This is a genomic window from Quisquiliibacterium transsilvanicum, assembly GCF_014202215.1.
In the GTDB taxonomy this organism is placed as follows: domain Bacteria; phylum Pseudomonadota; class Gammaproteobacteria; order Burkholderiales; family Burkholderiaceae_E; genus Quisquiliibacterium; species Quisquiliibacterium transsilvanicum.
Genome location: NZ_JACHGB010000004.1, coordinates 478048 through 495992 on the forward strand (window position 1 = coordinate 478048; position 17945 = coordinate 495992).

11 protein-coding genes and 1 pseudogene are annotated in these 17945 nt (G+C 71.0%); 9 read left to right on the forward strand and 3 right to left on the reverse strand.

What is annotated here, in order from left to right; translation table 11 throughout:
* The first annotated feature begins 45 nt into the window (after nt 1-45).
* Both HNQ70_RS11665 and HNQ70_RS11670 read left to right on the forward strand, forming a co-directional pair.
* Nucleotides 46-786 (forward strand): DUF4197 domain-containing protein, encoded by a 741-nt coding sequence (locus HNQ70_RS11665; RefSeq protein ID WP_183967634.1) that lies wholly within the window; start codon nt 46-48, stop codon nt 784-786.
* Between the two features lie 265 nt (nt 787-1051).
* Nucleotides 1052-1711, forward strand: a complete 660-nt coding sequence (locus tag HNQ70_RS11670) for an Npun_F0296 family exosortase-dependent surface protein (RefSeq protein WP_183967636.1) — start codon at nt 1052-1054, stop codon at nt 1709-1711.
* 113 nt (nt 1712-1824) lie between these two features.
* On the opposite strand, the gene HNQ70_RS11675 is transcribed toward HNQ70_RS11670, so the two are convergent.
* The gene (locus tag HNQ70_RS11675; RefSeq protein WP_183967638.1) at nt 1825-2097 is read right to left on the reverse strand and encodes a VF530 family protein; all 273 of its coding nucleotides are present in this window, start codon (nt 2095-2097) and stop codon (nt 1825-1827) included.
* Nucleotides 2098-2150: 53 nt separating this feature from the next.
* On the opposite strand from HNQ70_RS11675, the gene dbpA reads away from it, so the two are divergent.
* The 3 genes and pseudogenes from dbpA (at nt 2151) to HNQ70_RS11690 (ending at nt 5086) form a co-directional block, all read left to right on the forward strand.
* The gene (gene dbpA / locus HNQ70_RS11680; RefSeq protein WP_183967640.1) at nt 2151-3557 is read left to right on the forward strand and encodes an ATP-dependent RNA helicase DbpA; all 1407 of its coding nucleotides are present in this window, start codon (nt 2151-2153) and stop codon (nt 3555-3557) included.
* A 284-nt stretch (nt 3558-3841) separates the two neighbouring features.
* Nucleotides 3842-4093, forward strand: a pseudogene (locus HNQ70_RS11685) (RNA-binding S4 domain-containing protein); the annotation flags it as partial.
* A gap of 120 nt (nt 4094-4213) precedes the next feature.
* Nucleotides 4214-5086 carry an alpha/beta fold hydrolase gene (locus HNQ70_RS11690; protein WP_183967642.1) on the forward strand — a complete coding sequence of 291 codons (873 nt, stop codon included), beginning with the start codon at nt 4214-4216 and terminating at the stop codon, nt 5084-5086.
* A 49-nt stretch (nt 5087-5135) separates the two neighbouring features.
* On the opposite strand, the gene HNQ70_RS11695 is transcribed toward HNQ70_RS11690, so the two are convergent.
* Both HNQ70_RS11695 and uvrA read right to left on the reverse strand, forming a co-directional pair.
* A complete protein-coding gene (locus HNQ70_RS11695) occupies nt 5136-7196 on the reverse strand; it encodes an ABC-F family ATP-binding cassette domain-containing protein (RefSeq protein WP_183967649.1) in 2061 nt (686 codons plus the stop codon).
* Nucleotides 7193-13288 (reverse strand): excinuclease ABC subunit UvrA, encoded by a 6096-nt coding sequence (gene uvrA, locus HNQ70_RS11700; protein ID WP_183967651.1) that lies wholly within the window; start codon nt 13286-13288, stop codon nt 7193-7195. The genes HNQ70_RS11695 and uvrA overlap by 4 nt, the downstream gene beginning before the upstream one ends.
* Nucleotides 13289-13474: 186 nt before the next feature.
* Between uvrA and HNQ70_RS11705 the strand changes: the two genes are divergently transcribed.
* The 4 genes from HNQ70_RS11705 to cysM all read left to right on the forward strand — a co-directional run bounded on the left by HNQ70_RS11705 (nt 13475) and on the right by cysM (nt 17941).
* Nucleotides 13475-13858, forward strand: coding sequence for a RidA family protein (locus tag HNQ70_RS11705; protein WP_183967653.1), 384 nt, complete (start codon nt 13475-13477; stop codon nt 13856-13858).
* Between the two features lie 19 nt (nt 13859-13877).
* A complete protein-coding gene (gene recG / locus HNQ70_RS11710; protein WP_183967655.1) occupies nt 13878-16013 on the forward strand; it encodes an ATP-dependent DNA helicase RecG in 2136 nt (711 codons plus the stop codon).
* Nucleotides 16014-16078: 65 nt separating this feature from the next.
* Nucleotides 16079-17023, forward strand: coding sequence for a LysR substrate-binding domain-containing protein (locus HNQ70_RS11715; protein WP_183967657.1), 945 nt, complete (start codon nt 16079-16081; stop codon nt 17021-17023).
* A 6-nt stretch (nt 17024-17029) separates the two neighbouring features.
* On the forward strand, nt 17030-17941 hold the full coding sequence (gene cysM / locus HNQ70_RS11720; RefSeq protein WP_221302769.1) for a cysteine synthase CysM: 912 nt from the start codon (nt 17030-17032) through the stop codon (nt 17939-17941).
* The last annotated feature ends 4 nt before the right edge of the window (nt 17942-17945 follow it).

Here is a 17945-nt window from a genome sequence, read left to right on the forward strand (position 1 = left end):
CGGTGCTAGGCTTTCAGCCGAACCCCTACCGGAGCGCAGCCCGCCATGAAACGCCTGACCGCCTTTTCCGTCGGAATCCTGATCGCCGGGGCTGCGGCCGCCCAGCTGCCCAAGCTCGATGACGTGCTCAAGCGGGTCGAGTCCCTGCCCAGACCTTCGGCATCCGGCGCCGCCGTCGGCAGCGGCGACGCCCGCACCGATGCCTCGGGAATCAAGGAGGCCCTCGCGGTGGGCACCGAGCGCGCGGTGCAGGGCCTGTCCAGGACTGACGGCTACTTCGCAAACCAGGCGGTGAAGATCCTGATGCCTTCGGGTATCCAGAAGGTCGCCGAGCTGGCGCGCATGGCCGGCTACCAGAAGCAGGTCGATGCCTTCGTGCTGAGCATGAACCGGGCCGCCGAGGCCGCGGCGCCGCAGGCCGCGCGCTTCTTCGGCGACGCGATCCGCGACATGACGCTCGAGGACGTGCGCGGCATCCTGGCCGGAGGCGACACCGCCGCCACCGAGTTCTTCCGCCGCAAGACCCACGACAAGCTGTACGCAGCCTTCAGGCCGGTGGTCTCGACGAAGGTCGACGAGGTCGGCGCCACCCGCGCCTACAAGGACATGATCTCGCGCTACGAGAAGGTGCCGCTGGCGGGCAGCCAGTCGCTCGATCTCGACCACTACGTGACCGAGAAGGCGCTCGATGGCCTGTTCCTGATGGTGGGCGAGGAGGAGAAGAAGATCCGTACCAACCCGCTGGCGCGCAGCACGGAGCTGCTGAAGAGCGTGTTCGGCAGGTAAGGCTCCGGCCGCGCGCCGGGGTCCATCCTCCGCCCTGGTCGACCGGAGTGGTCTTTGGCCGCTTCAGGGTGATGGTCGCGCCGTCCGCGGGCGGATTCCGGCCTTGCTCGGACCTCAGATGAGCGATTCGATGTCGGTGGTTCTTACGATACTGAAATCACAATAAAAAAATAGCTTATAAATCAGTTGGTTGGAATTATGGCATGAAACGTGCTTTCGGTTGCTCCGAGTTCGAGCTCTGCAATTCACCAGATCCGGAGAGAAAATGAAAAAAACTTTGATCGCAGCGCTGTTCGTTGCGTCCGCAGGGGCCCAGGCCGGCGTCATCACGGTTGGCGGAAACGATGGAACCCCCACCAACGGATTTACGTCGTCGGTCGGCAACTGCACCATCGATTTCAACGACGGCACCGCAGCCAACTCGTGCGGCGCCACCTACACGCTCGCGGCGGGCAGCATCGTCCAGAGCTCGGTGGCTGGGCAATATGCCACGCCGGCCGGCGATACCTCTTACTACCTGACCGTCGGTCCGTCGGCCGGAAACAACGTGCAGGTGGCGCTCAACGCTCAGGCCAACTATTTCGGCTTCTACGCCGGCTCGCTCGACACCTACAACACGGTGTCTTTCTTCCTGAACGACAACGAGGTCGATTCGTTCACCGGAACGGCCATCAATGCGGTTGCGTTCCCTGGCACCGGAACCACCGGCAACCAGGCTCAGGCCGCCTACATCAACTACTACACGACCGACGCCGTGCAGTTCAATCGGGTCGTGTTCTCCAGCAGCTCGAACGCGTTTGAAACCGACAATCACTCGTTCGCGATCGCCACGCCGCCCGGCCAGGTTCCGCTGCCGGGCACGGTCGCACTGCTTGGCTTGGGCATGGCAGGTCTCGGCGCAATGCGCCGCCGTCGCATCGCCTGAGCATCGTCATTGCCGCGCATCGCCCTCCGGCGATGCGAGGGCCTTGCGGGGCGCCCTCCGGGCGCCCCTTGCGTTTGTGCGTCTTCGCGGCCGCTTCCACCGCGCCTCCAGGGTCAGCCCTGGGGCGGGCTGTCCGGCCCGTTGCGGCGGTCTTCGCGCAGCATGAACAGGTAAAGGCTCTCGACCTTCTCCCGCGCCCACGGGGTTCTGCGCAGGAACTTCAGGCTCGACGCGAAGCTCGGTTCGTGCGTGAAGCAGCGGATCGGAATGCGCTCGGCCAGGCCGGCCCAGCCATGGCGCGCGACGAGCTGATCGAGCAGGGCTGCGAGGGTGATGCCGTGCAGCGGGTTGCGCGCCTGCCCGGCCGGGGTAGGGAGGTCGGTCATTCTCGAATTCTAAGGCGCTCGGCAGCGATCGCCCGGGTCTGAGACAATCCGGGATGACCGAATCCCAGACCCCCGTCGCCGCAGGCCCCGAGTTTTCCGGCCTGCCCCTCGCACCCGCCGTCCTGGCCAACCTCCAGCGCCTGGGTTACGAGCGCATGACGCCCATCCAGGCGGCCAGCCTGCCGCTGGCGCTGGCCGGCCGGGACCTCATCGCGCAGGCCAAGACAGGCAGCGGCAAGACCGCCGCCTTCGCGCTGCCGCTGCTCGCCAAGCTCGACCCCCGCAGTTTCGCGGTGCAGGCGCTGGTGCTCTGCCCCACGCGCGAGCTCGCCGAGCAGGTGGCCCAGGAGATCCGCCGCCTGGCGCGCGCCGAAGACAACGTGAAGGTGCTCACGCTGTGCGGCGGCACCACGCTGCGCCCGCAGGCGGCCAGCCTGGCCCACGGCGCGCACGTGGTGGTTGGCACGCCCGGCCGCATCCTGGATCACCTGTCGCGCGAAACGCTGGTGCTGGACGGCTTGAACACCCTGGTGCTGGACGAAGCCGATCGCATGCTCGACATGGGCTTCGCCGACGACATCGCCGCCGTGGTCAAGCGCTGCCCTGCCGAGCGCCAGACGCTGCTCTTCTCCGCCACCTATCCGGACGGCGTGACGAAGATGGCCAGGCGCTTCATGCGCGATGCGCAGGAGGTGAAGCTGGCCGAGCGGCATTCCGCCGGCAAGATCCGCCAACGCTTCTACGAGGTCGGCGAGGACGAGCGCCTGGAGGCGGTGGCGCGGCTGCTCGAGCACTTCCGGCCGGTGAGCACGCTGGCCTTCTGCAACACCAAGCAGCGTTGCCGGGAGCTGGCGGCGCTGCTGCAGGCCAAGGGCCTCGTCGCGCTGGAGCTGCACGGCGAGCTCGAGCAGCGCGACCGCGACCAGGTGCTGGTGCAGTTCGCCAACCGCAGCTGCAGCGTGCTGGTCGCCACCGACGTGGCCGCCCGCGGCCTGGACATCACCGGCCTGGAGGCCGTCATCAACGTCGACGTGACCCCGGAGCCCGAGCTGCACGTGCACCGCGTCGGCCGCACCGGCCGCGCTGATGAGGCCGGCTTGGCCTTCAGCCTCGCCAGCCTGAACGAGATGGACCGCGTCGGCCGCATCGAGAAGATGCTGGGCGAAGAGTTCGAGTGGAGTCCGCTGTCCGAGCTGACCTCGTCGGACGACCCCGAGCCGCTGCGGCCGCCGATGGCCACCGTGCAGATTCTGGGCGGGCGCAAGGACAAGATCCGCCGCGGCGACGTGCTCGGCGCACTGACCAAGGACGTCGGGCTGCGCGGCGACCAGGTCGGCAGGATCGACGTCAACGAATTCTCCACCTACGTCGCCGTCGATCGTGAGATCGCCCGCGAGGCCGCGAACGGCCTGAACGCGGCGAAGGTCAAGGGGAAGACCGTGAAAGCGAGGCGCCTGTGAACCGGCCGAGGGATGGAGCGAGGCAGGGCGTGAAGGGCGCGGCGCCGGCGAGCCGGGCGAAGCAGCGGCCGGCGGGTGCGGCACCTGCGAGCGGATCGAGGGATCGGACGACGGGCGCAGTGCCTGCGAGCCGATCGCAGGGTGCCGCCAAGGGCGCGGCGCCCGAGAGCGGGGCGAAGGCGGGGGCGCCGGGCGTCGCTCCCGCGCGCCGAGCGAAGGACGGGCCCAGGGGAGCAGCGCCTGCCAGCCGGTTCAAGGATGCGGCGCAGGGCGCGCCGGCGCGGGTCGAGTTCGAGCTTCGCGGCGAGCACATCGCGCTCGACGCGCTGCTCAAGGCCACCGGGCTGGCCGAAAGCGGCGGCGCCGCCAAGCAGGCGATCATAAGCGGCACGGTGCGGGTCGACGGCGCGGTGGAACTGCGCCGCGGCTGCAAGCTGAGGGCGGGGCAGGTGGTGGAGGCGGACGGCACGTGGATCCGGATCGGCGCGCCGGGCGGTCACCCCAAGGGCGGCACGGCCCCCGGCCAGGCGGCCTGACGCCGGGCCTGGGCAGGCGGACCGCCCCCGGACGGGCCGGTCCGCAGGGTGAAACGCCGGCGCGACAGCTGCCCGGTGCCGTTGCTATCCTCGGCGCACCCCTTCAGCCGAGGTCGCCCCGTGAAAGAAAGCCGTTCCGTCTTCCTGCCCATCCGCGGCGTCGACTACCACTGCCGCATCTGGGGGCCCGCCGGCGCGCCGCGGCTGTTCCTGCTGCACGGCTCGCAGGACGTGTCCGCGTCCTGGCAGTTCACCGTCGATTCCTTCGAGCACGACTGGGAGGTGGTCGCGCCCGACTGGCGGGGCAACGGCCTGTCGGGCTGGACCGGCGCCGACTCCTACTGGTTCCCCGACTATGTCGGCGACCTGCATGCGCTGCTCCAGCATTTCTCGCCGGAGCAGCCGGCGCGCGTGGTCGGCCACAGCATGGGGGCGCACATCGCTGCGCTGTATGCGGGCGTGCGCCCGGACGGCGTCGGCCGCTTCGTCAACGTCGATGGCTTCGGCCCGCCGGGAGGCCGCCAGGACCCCGCGCCGCGGCGGCTGGCGAAGTGGCTGGCGCAGCTCGACGACGACACCTCGCAGCGGCCCTACGAGAGCTACGACGAGTTCGCGCTGCGGATGCAGTCGGAGAATCCGCGGCTCACCGACGAGCGGGCGCGCTTCCTGGTGCGGCACTGGGGCAAGGAGGCCGAGGACGGCACCGTGGTGCGCCGAGCTGATCCCGCGCTCAAGCGCATCAATCCGCTGCCCCTCTCCCAGCCGGACGTGCTCGACTGCTGGCGCCAGACCCAGGCCTCGGTGCTCTGGGTCGACGGCGCGCAGTCCGGGCTGTGGGCGCGGCTGGCGTCGAACCCGCAGGAATTCCAGGATCGCGCCAGCGCCTACGCCGATCTTCAGGTCGAGCACGTCGACGATTCCGGACACAACATCCACCACGACCAGCCCGAGCGGCTGGCCGCGGTGATCGAGGCCTTCATGCGCGGCCGCTGAAGCCGCGGCGCGCTCCGGCGGTGGCCAGGGGCGCCGCAGCCGCGTGCGCTCAGGCCTGCAGTGCCTCGAGCTTCTCGTTGAGCGTCAGCCAGCGGTTCTCCGCGTCGGCCAGCTCCGCCTCCAGCGCCTTCAGGCGCCGGCCGGCCTCGGCGATCTCCGACGGCGGCATCGACCCGGCCAGCTGGGCGGCCAGCGCGGCGATGCCGGCCTGAAGTTCGCTCATCCACTTGTCCAGCGTGTCGATCTCGCGCTTGATCGGGCGCATCCTGGCAGCCTGCTCCTGGCGGTTGCGGGCGTCCAGGCGGCGCTGTTCCGCTGCGCTGAGCGCCGGGGCCTGCGCGACGGCTTTCCCTGGAGCTTGCCCTGCGGCTTGCCCCCCGGCTTGTCCCGCAGTTTTCTCCGCAGCTTGCCCCGCACTTGGGGGCGGTTCTTCCTGCGGGCCACGCGCCGACTGCTGGGCACGCGCCGACTGCGAGCCACGCCCCGACTGCGCCGCCTCGCGCACACGCTTGGCCTCCTCGAGCAGGTAGCGCTGGTAGTCGTCCAGATCGCCGTCGAAGGGCTCGACGCCGCCGCGCGAAACCAGCCAGAACTCGTCGCAGACGGTGCGCAGCAGCGCGCGGTCGTGGCTGACCAGCATCACCGTGCCTTCGAATTCGTTGAGCGCCACCGACAGGGCCTCGCGCGTGGCCAGGTCCAGGTGGTTGGTGGGCTCGTCCAGCAGCAGCAGGTTGGGGCGCTGCCAGACGATCATGCACAGCACCAGCCGGGCCTTCTCGCCGCCGCTCATGCTGCCCACGGTCTGTCGCACCATGTCGCCGGTGAAGTTGAAGCTGCCCAGGAAGGTGCGCAGCTCCTGTTCCCTGGCCTGCGGCGCGATCTCCCTTGCGAGCCGGATCATGTGCTCCAGCGGCGTGTCCTGCGGCCGCAGCACGTCCAGCTCCTGCTGGGCGAAGTAGCCGATGTTCAGGCCCTTGCCCTCGGTGATCGTGCCTTCGATCGCTGCGAGCTCGCGGGCGATGGTCTTGACCAGGGTGGACTTGCCCTGGCCGTTGGCGCCGAGGATGCCGATGCGCTGGCCGGCGAGCACCGAGCGGTCGATGCCGCGCACGATCACGGTGGGCTCCGCGCCGTCGGCGCCCGGGTAGCCGACCGCGACGCCGGTCAGCGACAGCATGGGATTGGGGAGATTTGCCGGCTCGATGAACTCGAAGGTGAAATCCGCCTCGGCCAGCACCGGGCCGATCTTCTCCATGCGCTCGAGCGCCTTGACCCGGCTCTGCGCCTGCTTCGCCTTGCTCGCCTTGGCCTTGAAGCGGTCGATGAACTTCTGCAGGTGGGCGATCTTCTCCTGCTGGCGCGAGTAGCTCGCATCCTGCAGCGCCATCTGCTCGGCGCGCATCTCCTCGAAGCGGCTGTAGTTGCCGCCGTAGCGGGTGAGCTTGCCGCGCTCGATGTGCAGGGTGACACCGGTGATCGCGTCGAGGAACTCGCGGTCGTGGCTGATCACCAGCATCGTGCCTTCGTAGCGCTTGAGCCAGCTCTCCAGCCAGACCAGCGCGTCGAGGTCAAGGTGGTTGGTGGGCTCGTCGAGCAGCAGCAGCTCGCTCGGGCACATCAGGGCGCGCGCAAGCTGCAGGCGCATCCGCCAGCCGCCGGAGAAGCTGTCCACCGGCCGGTCGAGCTCGTCGACTGCGAAGCCCAGGCCCAGCAGCAGCGCCTGAGCGCGCGCCGGCGCGTCGTTGGCGCCTGCGTCCTGCATTGCCATGTAGGCATGGGCCATGCGTTCGCCATCGTTGGAGTCTTCCGCCGCTTCCACCTCGCGGCGGGCGGCTGCCAGCGTGACGTCGCCGTCCAGCACGAAGGCGGTGGCGCCCTGGTCGGTCTCCGGCATCTCCTGGGCCACCTGGGCCATCCGCCAGGTCGGCGGGATGGAGAAGTCGCCGCCATCCTCGTGAAGGGTTCCGGCGAGCAGCGCGAACAGGCTGGACTTGCCGGCGCCGTTGCGGCCGACCAGTCCGACTTTCTCGCCGGGGTTGACGGTGGCGGAGGCGCCATCGAGCACGACTTTGGCGCCGCGGCGCAGGGTGAGGTTCTTGAGCTGGATCATCGGGAAGTGAGGGTGCGGGCGCCAGGCGCCGCGGGGAAAGGTTGGGCGTGGAGGGGCTGGGCGTGGAGGGGCTGGGCGGGAACACGGCCGAGGAAGCCGGCCAGGGCCCGCGCGGTGTGGGTGTCGCCGCGCGCAGCCAGGGCCAGCGGCGGCGCCGCAGCGACGATGCGTCCGCCGCCTGCGCCGCCTTCGGGACCCAGGTCGACGATCCAGTCGGCTTCGGCCCAGATGTCCAGGCTGTGCTCGACCACGACCAGGGTGTTGCCGGCGTCGACCAGGCGGTGGAACACGCGGATCAGCTTCTCGACGTCGGCCATGTGCAGCCCGACGGTGGGCTCGTCCAGCACGTACAGCGTGTGCGGGCCCGGCGGCAGCGTCCTGCCGGCGGCGACCGCCTTGGCGCGGGCGCGGGCCAGGCGCGGATCGTCCTCGCCTCCCTCGCCGCGCATCCGCACCTTGGCGAGTTCGGTGACCAGCTTGATCCGCTGCGCCTCGCCGCCGGACAGCGTCGGGCTCGGCTGGCCCAGCGTCAGGTAGCCGAGGCCCACGTCCTGCAGCAGCTTCAGCGGATGCTCGATCGACGGGTGCGCCGCGAAGAACTCCAGCGCCTCGTCGATGTCCATCGCGAGCACGTCGCCGATGCTGCGGCCGCGCAGCTGAACGTCGAGGGTCTCCCGGTTGAAGCGCCGGCCGCCGCAGACCTCGCAGAGCACCTTCACGTCCGGCAGGAAGCTCATCTCGATTGTCTGCTGCCCCTGGCCGTCGCAGGCCTCGCAGCGGCCGCCGGCCGTGTTGAAGCTGAACCTGCCGGGGCCCCAACCGCGGATGCGGGCCTCGCCGGTGTCGGCGAACAGCCGTCGGATCGGATCCCAGAAGCCGACGTAGGTGGCGGGGCAGGAGCGCGGCGTCTTGCCGATCGGCGTCTGGTCGACCTCGAGCACGCGGGTGATCCCCTGCCAGCCCTCGATGCCCTCGACGCCCGACAGGCGGGGCTGGGGGCCGCGCCGGTTGCGCGCCTGCACCAGCGCCGAGACGTTGGCGAGCAGCACGTCGCGCGCCAGCGTCGACTTGCCGGAACCGGACACGCCGGTGACGACGGTGAGCCGCTTGAGCGGAATGCGGGCGTCGACGTGGCGCAGGTTGTGCAGGTGGGCGGCGCGCAGCCGCAGCCAGTTCGCGTCCTGGCCGGGCGAGGTCGCGGGCTCGGTGCCGGTGCCCGCGGGCAGGCCGGCATCGTCCGGGCCGGTGCGATCCGGCGCCATCGGCCGCGGCGGCGACAGCGGGTGCGCCAGCGGGTTGGCGAGGAAGCGCCCGGTGACGCTCTCCGGGTGCGCGGCGAGTTCGTCGTGCCGGCCGGTCGCGATCACCCATCCGCCGAGCCTGCCGGCGCCCGGGCCCATGTCGATCACATGGTCCGCGCGGCGGATGGTGTCCTCGTCATGCTCCACCACCAGCAGCGTGTTGCCCTTGTCGCGCAGCGCCTCCAGCGTGTCGAGCAGGATGTTGTTGTCGTGCGGGTGCAGGCCGATGGTCGGCTCGTCGAGCACGTAACAGACTCCCTGCAGGTTGGAGCCGAGCTGCGCGGCCAGGCGGATGCGCTGCGCCTCGCCGCCCGACAGCGTCGGTGCGGCGCGGTCGAGCGCGAGGTAGCCCAGGCCGACATCGGACAGGAAGGACAGCCGGCCGCGGATCTCGGCGAGCACGTCGCGCGCGATTTCCTGCTCGCGTCCGGCGAAGCCGACCTGCGCCAGCCAGCGGCCGCAGTCGCCCACCGGCATCGCGGTCAGCTCGGCGATCGACAGGTCCAGCAGCTTCACCGCCAGGGCAGTGCGGTTCAGGCGCTGGCCGGCGCACCCGGGGCAGGGCTCCTGGGCGGGCGCGGCGGCCTCGCCGTCGTCGGCTGCGGCGCTCGCGGCCTGCGCTGCCTGCTGGTCGGCGAGCTTCTCCGCCATCGCGCCGATCGCCTCGGCGCTGGAGTCCTCGTCGGGGCGCCGCCGCGGGTCGATCTCCGGCAGGTAGGGCAGCTTCACCCCGGTGCCCAGGCAATGCGCGCACCAGCCCATCTTCGAGTTGAAGGAGAACATCCGCGGATCGGGCTCGGGAAAGCTCGTGCCGCAGGAGGAGCAGGCGCGCTTCGTCGAGAAGAGCCGCGTCTCCAGCGCTTCGGCCGCGGCCACGTAGGCGGAGTGGTCGGCGGCGTCGCTCGCCACGCGCAGCCCGTCGAGCGGCGAGGCGATCATCACGATTCCCTTGCCGAGCTCCAGCGCCCGGCGCAGCGCCTCGCGCAGGCCGGCCTCGTTGGCGGGGTCGACGATGAGGTCAGTCACCGGCAGCTCGATGTCATGCTCGGCATAGCGGTCCAGCCGGGGAAAGCCCGCGGTCGGCAGGAAGCTGCCGTCGACCCGCAGGTGGCCGTGGCCCTTCGCCGCGGCCCATTTGGCGAGGTCGGTATAGACGCCCTTGCGGGCCACCACCAGCGGCGCGAGCAGGCCGATGTGCCGGCCGCGGTAGTCGCGCAGGATGCGCGCCGCGATCGCATCGAAGCTCTGCGGCTCGATCGGCACGCCGCAGTCCGGGCAATGCTGCCTGCCGAGCTTCACGTAGAGCAGGCGCAGGAAGTGGTAGATCTCGGTGAGCGTGGCCACCGTGCTCTTGCGCCCGCCGCGGCTGGTTCGCTGCTCGATCGCCACCGTCGGCGGGATGCCGAACACTCCGTCGACGTCCGGCCGCGACGAGGGCTGGACGAACTGCCGCGCATACGCGTTCAGCGATTCCAGGTAGCGGCGCTGGCCCTCGCCGAACACCACGTCGAAGGCGAGGGTCGACTTGCCCGAGCCCGACACCCCGGTGATCACCGTGAACCGGTCGCGCGGGATCTCGACGTCGACGTTCTTCAGGTTGTGCTCGCGGGCGTGGTGCACGAAGATCGCGTCGCGCGCGCGCTCGCGCAGCACGTTCTGCAGCGGCCGGCCCGGCGGTTCGGCGGCGTGCAGCGTGGTGACATCCGCGCGGGGCGCCGCAGCCTCGCCGCCGCCGGCCAGCGCCAGCGCATAGTCGGCCAGCGCGCGGCCGGTGTGCGTGTCCGCCGCCTCGGCCAGCTGCTTCGGGGTGCCAGTGGCGACCACCCGGCCGCCGCCGTCGCCGCCTTCCGGGCCCAGGTCGATCAGCCAGTCGCTGGCCCGGATCACGTCGAGGTTGTGCTCGATCACCAGCAGCGAGTGACCGGCCGCCAGCAGCTTGCGGAAGGCCCGCAGCAGCCTGGCGACGTCGTCGAAGTGCAGGCCGGTGGTCGGCTCGTCGAACATGAACAGCGTGCCGCGCCGGCCCGCCTTCGCGAAGGCATGGCCCGGCGACCCGGTCGCGGTCAGGCCCTGGCTGGCGGCTTCGCCCAGGAAGCCTGCGAGCTTGAGCCGCTGCGCCTCGCCGCCGGAGAGCGTCGGCACCGGCTGGCCCAGGCGCAGGTAGTCCAGGCCGACGTCGGCCAGCGGCTGCAGCTTGGCGCGCAGCTCGCGCTCGCCGGCGAACACCGAGAGCGCCTCGTGCACGGTGAGCTCGAGCACGTCGGCCACCGAGCGGGCGCGCCCGTCGCGTCCGTCGATCGTCACCTCCAGCACCTCGGCGCGGAAGCGCTTGCCGTCACAGTCGGCGCAGCGCAGGTAGACGTCCGACAGGAACTGCATCTCGACGTGCTCGAAGCCGTTGCCGCCGCAGGTGGGGCAGCGGCCGTCGCCCGCGTTGAAGCTGAAGGTGCCGGCGGTGTAGCCGCGCTCCTTCGACAGCTCGGCGGCGGCGAAGCGCTTGCGGATCGCGTCGAAGGCGCCGACGTAGCTCGCCGGGTTGCTGCGCGCGGTCTTGCCGATCGGCGTCTGGTCGACGAAGACCACCTCGCCGATCCAGTCGTCGCCGAGCAGCCGGTCGTGCGCGCCGGGCGACTCGGACGCCTTGCCGCGCGCCTTGAGCAGCGCGGGCAGCAGCACGTTCTGCATCAGCGTCGACTTGCCGCTGCCGGACACCCCGGTCAGGCACACCAGCCGCTCGAGCGGGATCTCGACGTCGACGTCGCGCAGGTTGTGTTCGCGCGCGCCCTCCAGCACCAGCTTCTTCGTCGACGGACCCACTGGCTGCGGATGCTCGGTGTCCACCTTGCGCCGGCCCGACAGGTACTCGCCGGTGAGGGTGTCGGAATCGCGCAGCCCGCGGGGGTCGCCGTTGTAGACGATGCGGCCGCCGCGTTCGCCGGGGCCGGGGCCGATGTCGATCATCCGGTCCGCGGCGAACATCACCTGCGGGTCGTGCTCGACGACGACCAGCGAGTTGCCGGCGTCGCGCAGCCGTCGCATCACCTCGATGACGCGGTTCATGTCACGCGGATGCAGGCCGATCGAGGGTTCGTCGAGCACGAACAGGGTGTTGACCAGCGAGGTCCCCAGCGCGGTGGTGAGATTGATGCGCTGGACTTCGCCGCCGGACAGCGTGCGCGACTGGCGGTCGAGCGTCAGGTAGCCCAGTCCCACCTGCTGCAGGTAGCGCAGCCGCGCGCGCGCCTCGGTGAGCAGCAGGTCGGTGGCTTCGTCGAGCGGAGGCGGCAGGCGCAGCGACTCGAAGAAGGCCGCCACCCGGTCGATCGGCAGCAGCATCAGGTCGTGGATCGACAGGCCCGCGGTGTCCTGCAGCTGCGGCTCGCTCCAGGTGACGCCGGCCGGCATGTAGCGCTTGTAGTGCCCCTCGCCCTGTGCCGACGCCGCCAGCGCTGCATCGGCTTCCGCGCGCGAGCCGACCCGCCAGAGCAGCGCGTCCGGCTTGAGCCGCGCGCCCTGGCAGGCGGTGCAGGGCGTGTACGAGCGGTACTTGGAGAGCAGCACCCGGATGTGCATCTTGTAGGCCTTCGACTCCAGCCAGTCGAAGAAGCGGCGGATGCCGTACCACTGGGTCTGCCACTTGCCGGTCCAGTCGTCGCCGCCCTCGATCACCCAGCGCCGCTGCGCGTCGCTCAGCGCACGCCACGGAACGCCCAGTGGGACGCCGACGGCCGGCGCGTACTTCGTCATCTCGCGCTGGCAGTCCTTGAAGCTTTCGGTCTGCCAGGGCTTGACCGCGCCGTCCGCCAGGGTGCGCGCCTGGTCCGGAATCACCAGGCCGAGGTCGATGCCGATCACCCGGCCAAAGCCGCGGCAGGTTTCGCAGGCGCCCAGCGGCGAGTTGAACGAGAACAGGCTGGGCAGCGGGTCGGAGTAGGCGATGTCGCAGTCGGCGCAATGCAGCTCCGTGCTGAAGCGCCAGCGGGCGGCTTCCTCGCCCTCGTCGTCGAGGACGTGCACCGACATGCGGCCATGGCCCCGTGCCAGCGCATGCTCCACCGCCTCGGAGATCCGGCCGTCCTCGACCGACGTCACCCGGAAGCGGTCCTGGACGACGTGGAGCAGCTTCGTCCCGGCCTCCTTGCCGGCCTTCGCCTTCGCACTGGATCGGCCGGTCTTCGCGGCCGGGGCCGAGTCGGCCACCGGCCCCGGCGACTCGACCGCCTGCACCTTCGTGTAGCCCTGGGCCTCGAGGTGCGCGCGCACCTCCTGCTCGCCGAAGTTGACGGGCACCGGCACCGGGAAGCTCAGCACCAGTCGCGGATCGCCGGCCGCCGCGGCCCGGGCGGCGATCGCCGCGCGCACGCCGGCCACCGTGTCGCGGCGCACCGGGCGCGCGCAGCAGCGGCAGTGCAGCGTGGCGGCGCGCGCGAACAGAAGCTTCAGGTGGTCGTTGAGCTCGGTCATCGTGCCGACCGTCGAGCGCGAGGTGCGCACCGGGTTGGTCTGGTCGATCGCGATGGCCGGCGGCACGCCCTCGATGCGGTCCACCTGCGGCTTGTCCATCCGGTCCAGGAACTGCCTGGCGTAGGCGGAGAAGGTCTCGACGTAGCGGCGCTGGCCCTCGGCGTACAGGGTGTCGAAGACCAGCGAGGACTTGCCGGAGCCCGATACCCCGGTGACCACGATCAGTTCGTTGGTCGGGAGGTCGAGGTCGAGTTTCTGCAGGTTGTTCTGGCGCGCGCCCCGGATGCGGATCGCGGGGCGGCGGGCGTCGGGATCCTGGGCCGGCATGGGGGGCGTGTCGCGACGAGGGGGGAGGCGGGAGTCTAGCAGGCGGGGGGATTGCGCCGAGGGGCGGCCACGCGCCTGGAAGGGCTGCGCGGCCGGCCGCGGCGCGGGGCCTGCCGGGGCGCCGGTCCGGGCGCGCCGGCAGCGATCCGCTAACATTGGCCGCCACATTCACCGAGGACCTTCCCGATGGCCAAGCAAGTGGTTTCCAGCCCGTCCGCACCCGCGGCGATCGGTCCCTATTCGCAGGCGATCGACGCCGGCGGCACGGTCTACCTGTCCGGCCAGATCGGCCTCGACCCGGGCACTGGCCAGCTGGTGGAGGGCGGCTTCGACGCGCAGGTGCACCGGGCGCTGCGCAACCTGCGCGCGGTGGCCGAGGCGGCCGGCGCTTCGCTCGACGACTGCGTGAAGCTGACGCTGTTCCTCACCGACCTGGCGAACTTCCCCCGGGTCAACGAGATCATGCAGGAGTACTTCGCCAGGCCCTTCCCGGCCCGCTCCACCGTGGGCGTGTCCAGCCTGCCGCGCGACGCGCAGTTCGAGGTCGAGGCAGTGCTGGTGAAGGGCTGAGCTTCGGCGCGGATCCGGCGTGGCCGCCGATTTCCTGTCCCGACTGGCGCGCCTCGGGATCCGTCGCGAGCAGGACCTGCTGCTGCACCTGCCGCTGCGCTACGAGGACGAGACGCGGCTGGTGCCGATCGCGTCGCTGCTGCCGGGCCAGTCGGCTCAGGTGGAGGGGGTGATCAGCCGCAGCGAGGTGGTCGGGCGCGGGCGGCGCTCGCTGCAGGTGGAACTGCGCGACGACAGCGGCGCCATCGGGCTGCGTTTCCTGAACTTCTACGGCTCGCAGGTGGCGCAGCTGGCGCGGGGCCGCAGGGTGCGCGCCAGCGGCGAGGTGCGCGGCGGACTGCTGGGACTGGAGATGGTGCACCCGCGCTATCGGCTGGTCGAGGAGGGCGCGCCGCTGCCCACGCGGCTCACACCGGTCTATCCGAGCGCCGCGGGCATCGGGCAGGCGTCGCTGCGCAGGGCGGTGCTGCAGGCGCTGCGCATCCACCATTGGGCCGAGACCGTGCCGAGCGCCTGCCTGGAAGCGCTGCACCTGCCGGCGCCGATGGCGGCGCTGCGTTTCCTGCACGAGCCGCCGGCGGCCGCCGACCTGGGCGCGCTGGAGGACCGCAGCGCGCCGGCCTGGCGGCGCATCGTCTTCGACGAGCTGCTCGCGCAGCAGCTCTCGCTGCGGCGCGCCCGTGCGGCGCGCGCCGACCGGCGCGCCGAGCCGCTGCGCGATGCCGGCCTGGTTGGGCGGCTGCTCGCCGCGCTGCCCTTCCGACTCACCGGCGCGCAGGCGCGCGCCTGGCGCGAGGTGGCGGCCGACCTGTCCGCGGTCCAGCCGATGAACCGCCTGGTCCAGGGCGACGTGGGCAGCGGCAAGACCGTGATCGCCGCGCTGGCGGCGGCGCAGGCGATCGGCAGCGGCTGCCAGGCGGCGCTGATGGCGCCGACCGAGATCCTCGCCGAGCAGCATTTCCGCAAGCTCGGGCCATGGATGGCAGCGATCGGCGCGCGCATCGCCTGGCTGTCCGGGTCGCTCAAGGAGTCGCGCAAGCGCGAGGTGCGCGAGCGGGTTGCGGCCGGCGAGGTCGACCTGCTGGTGGGGACCCACGCGCTGATCGAGGATTCGGTCGTGTTCCCGCGGCTGGGCCTGGCGATCGTCGACGAGCAGCATCGTTTCGGCGTCGCGCAGCGGCTCGCGCTGCGCGGCAAGGGCGAGGCGCTTCCGCATCAGCTGATGATGAGCGCGACGCCGATCCCGCGCACATTGGCGATGACCTATTACGCGGATCTCGACGTGTCGGTGATCGACGAACTGCCGCCGGGCCGGCGGCCGGTGCTCACCCGGCTGGTATCCGACGCGCGCCGTGACGAGCTCATCGAGCGGGTGCGGGCCGCGGCGGCCGCGGGCCGGCAGGTCTACTGGGTCTGCCCGCTGATTGAGGAGGCCGCGGAGGACGAGTCCGTGGCCACGCGCGGCACCGCTGCCGGGGACGAAGCTGGCAAAGCGCGCGAGGCGGCAGCTGCCGCCTCCGGCAACGGCCGAAGGAGGGCGGCGTCCGCGCTGAAGCAGCGCGAGGCGCTCGAGCTGCAGACCGCGATCGACACGCATGCGCTGCTGCAGGAGGCGCTCGCGCCGATTCCCGTCGGGCTGGTGCATGGCCGGCTCGCGGCCGCCGAGAAGCAGGCGGTGATGGACGGATTCTCGCGCGGCGAGCTGCAGGTGCTGGTCGCCACCACGGTGATCGAGGTCGGCGTCGACGTGCCGAACGCCTCGCTGATGGTGGTCGAGCACGCCGAGCGCTTCGGCCTGGCGCAACTGCACCAGCTGCGCGGCCGCGTGGGCCGGGGCACTGCCGACAGCGTCTGCGTGCTGATGTACCGGGGGCCGCTGTCGCCCACCGCGCGCGCGCGCCTGAAGACCATGCACGAGACCAGCGACGGCTTCGAGATCGCCAGGCGCGACCTCGAACTGCGCGGGCCCGGCGAGTTCCTTGGCGCGCGGCAGTCGGGAGTGGCGCTGCTGCGCTTCGCCGACCTGGAGCGGGATGCCGACCTGGCGGCGGCTGCGCGCGAATGCGCCGCGCGCATGCTCGAAGGAGACCAGGCGACGGTGGATGCGCATCTCGACCGCTGGCTGGGCGGCCGGGAGGAGTTCCTGAAAGCCTGAAGGTCTGGACGCTCCGACGCCCGAAGGCCTGAAGGCCCGGACCCGGCTTGCTATCATCGCTCGCCATGACCCTGACCGAACTGAAGTACATCGTGGCGGTGGCGCGCGAGCGCCATTTCGGGCGGGCGGCCGAGGCCTGCTTCGTCAGCCAGCCCACGCTGTCGGTTGCGATCAGGAAGCTCGAGGAGGAGCTCGGCGTGCAGCTCTTCGAGCGCGGCAGCACCGAGGTCTCGGTCACCCCCACCGGGCAGCAGATCGTCGAGCAGGCCCAGCGGGTCCTGGAGCAGACCAACACCATCCGCGAGATCGCGCGCCAGGGAAAGGACCCGCTGTCCGGCCCGCTGCGGGTCGGCGTCATCTACACGATCGGTCCCTACCTGCTGCCCAACCTGGTCAGGCAGATGATCGCGGACGCGTCCGGGATGCCGCTGATCCTGCAGGAGAGCTTCACGATCAAGCTGCTGGAGTCGCTGCGCCAGGGCGACCTCGACGTGGCCATCCTCGCCGACCCCTTCCCCGACCAGGGCCTGATGACGCAGGCCGTCTACGACGAGAGCTTCGTGATCGCGGTGCCGCGCGGGCATCCCTGGGCCAGGCGGGAGGCGATCGGCGCCACCGAGCTGAAGTCGGAGACCATGCTGCTGCTCGGCACTGGACACTGTTTCCGCGACCAGGTGCTGGAGGTCTGTCCCGAGCTGTCGCGGTTTTCGCAGGCCAGCGGCGGCATCCAGAAGACCTTCGAGGGCTCGTCGCTCGAGACCATCCGTCACATGGTGGCTTCGGGCATCGGCGTCACGGTGATGCCGATGATGGCCCGGCCGGAGCATGTCGACGAGGGCCTGCTGTCCTACGTTCCCTTCGAGCCGCCCGCGCCCCAGCGTCGCGTCTCGCTGGTCTGGCGCAAGAGCTTTCCGCGGCTGCCGGCGATCGAAGCCCTGCGCCACGGCATCCTGTCCGCGGGCCTGCACGGCGTGACGCTGCTGCGGGACGCGAAGCCTCAATCACACTGAGCACGAATGAACCCGATCCAGTACATGACCGTCGACCAGACGATCGGCCGCACGCCGCTGGTGCGGCTGCAGCGCATCGAAGAGCAGGACAACGCGCGCCGGGGCAACGTCCTGCTCGCCAAGCTCGAGGGCAACAACCCGGCGGGTTCGGTCAAGGACCGGCCCGCGCTGGCGATGATCGCGCGCGCCGAGGCGCGCGGCGACATCCGTCCGGGCGACACGCTGATCGAAGCCACTTCCGGCAACACCGGAATCGCGCTGGCGATGGCCGCCGCCATCCGCGGCTACCGGATGGTGCTGATCATGCCGGACAACCTCTCGGTGGAACGCCGGCAGTCGATGAAGGCCTATGGCGCCGAGCTGATCCTGGTCTCGAAGGCCGAGGGCATGGAGGGCGCGCGCGACCTCGCCGACCGCATGCAGGCCGAAGGCAGGGGCAGGGTGCTCGACCAGTTCGCCAACGACGACAACTGGGCGGCGCACTACGAATCCACTGGTCCGGAGATCTGGGACGACACCGGCGGCCGGGTCACGCATTTCGTCTCGGCGATGGGCACCACAGGCACCATCACCGGGGTGTCGCGTTACCTGAAGGAGCGCAATCCCGGCGTGGTCATCGTGGGCGCGCAGCCCACCGACGGGTCGTCGATCCCCGGCATCCGCAAGTGGCCCGAGGCCTACATGCCGAAGATCTACAGCCATGCGCTGGTCGACCGCATCGAGGAGGTCACTCAATCGGATGCGGAGGAGATGGCCCGCCGGCTCGCCGCCGAGGAGGGAATCTTCGGCGGCATCTCGGCCGCTGGCGCCTGCTGCATCGCGCTGCGCATCGCGCGCGAGGTGGAGAACGCAACGATCGTCTTCGTGGTCTGCGACCGCGGCGACCGCTACCTGTCCACCGGCGTCTTTCCCGGGTGAGCCC

What these genes read in the sequence shown, in the direction of transcription:
- HNQ70_RS11665 (WP_183967634.1), top strand. Translation starts at nt 46, where the DNA reads ATGAAACGCCTGACCGCCTTTTCCGTCGGAATCCTGATCGCCGGGGCT.
- HNQ70_RS11670 (WP_183967636.1), top strand. Translation starts at nt 1,052, where the DNA reads ATGAAAAAAACTTTGATCGCAGCGCTGTTCGTTGCGTCCGCAGGGGCC.
- HNQ70_RS11675 (WP_183967638.1), bottom strand. Translation starts at nt 2,097, where the DNA reads ATGACCGACCTCCCTACCCCGGCCGGGCAGGCGCGCAACCCGCTGCAC.
- dbpA (WP_183967640.1), top strand. Translation starts at nt 2,151, where the DNA reads ATGACCGAATCCCAGACCCCCGTCGCCGCAGGCCCCGAGTTTTCCGGC.
- HNQ70_RS11695 (WP_183967649.1), bottom strand. Translation starts at nt 7,196, where the DNA reads ATGATCCAGCTCAAGAACCTCACCCTGCGCCGCGGCGCCAAAGTCGTG.
- uvrA (WP_183967651.1), bottom strand. Translation starts at nt 13,288, where the DNA reads ATGCCGGCCCAGGATCCCGACGCCCGCCGCCCCGCGATCCGCATCCGG.
- HNQ70_RS11705 (WP_183967653.1), top strand. Translation starts at nt 13,475, where the DNA reads ATGGCCAAGCAAGTGGTTTCCAGCCCGTCCGCACCCGCGGCGATCGGT.
- HNQ70_RS11715 (WP_183967657.1), top strand. Translation starts at nt 16,079, where the DNA reads ATGACCCTGACCGAACTGAAGTACATCGTGGCGGTGGCGCGCGAGCGC.
- cysM (WP_221302769.1), top strand. Translation starts at nt 17,030, where the DNA reads ATGAACCCGATCCAGTACATGACCGTCGACCAGACGATCGGCCGCACG.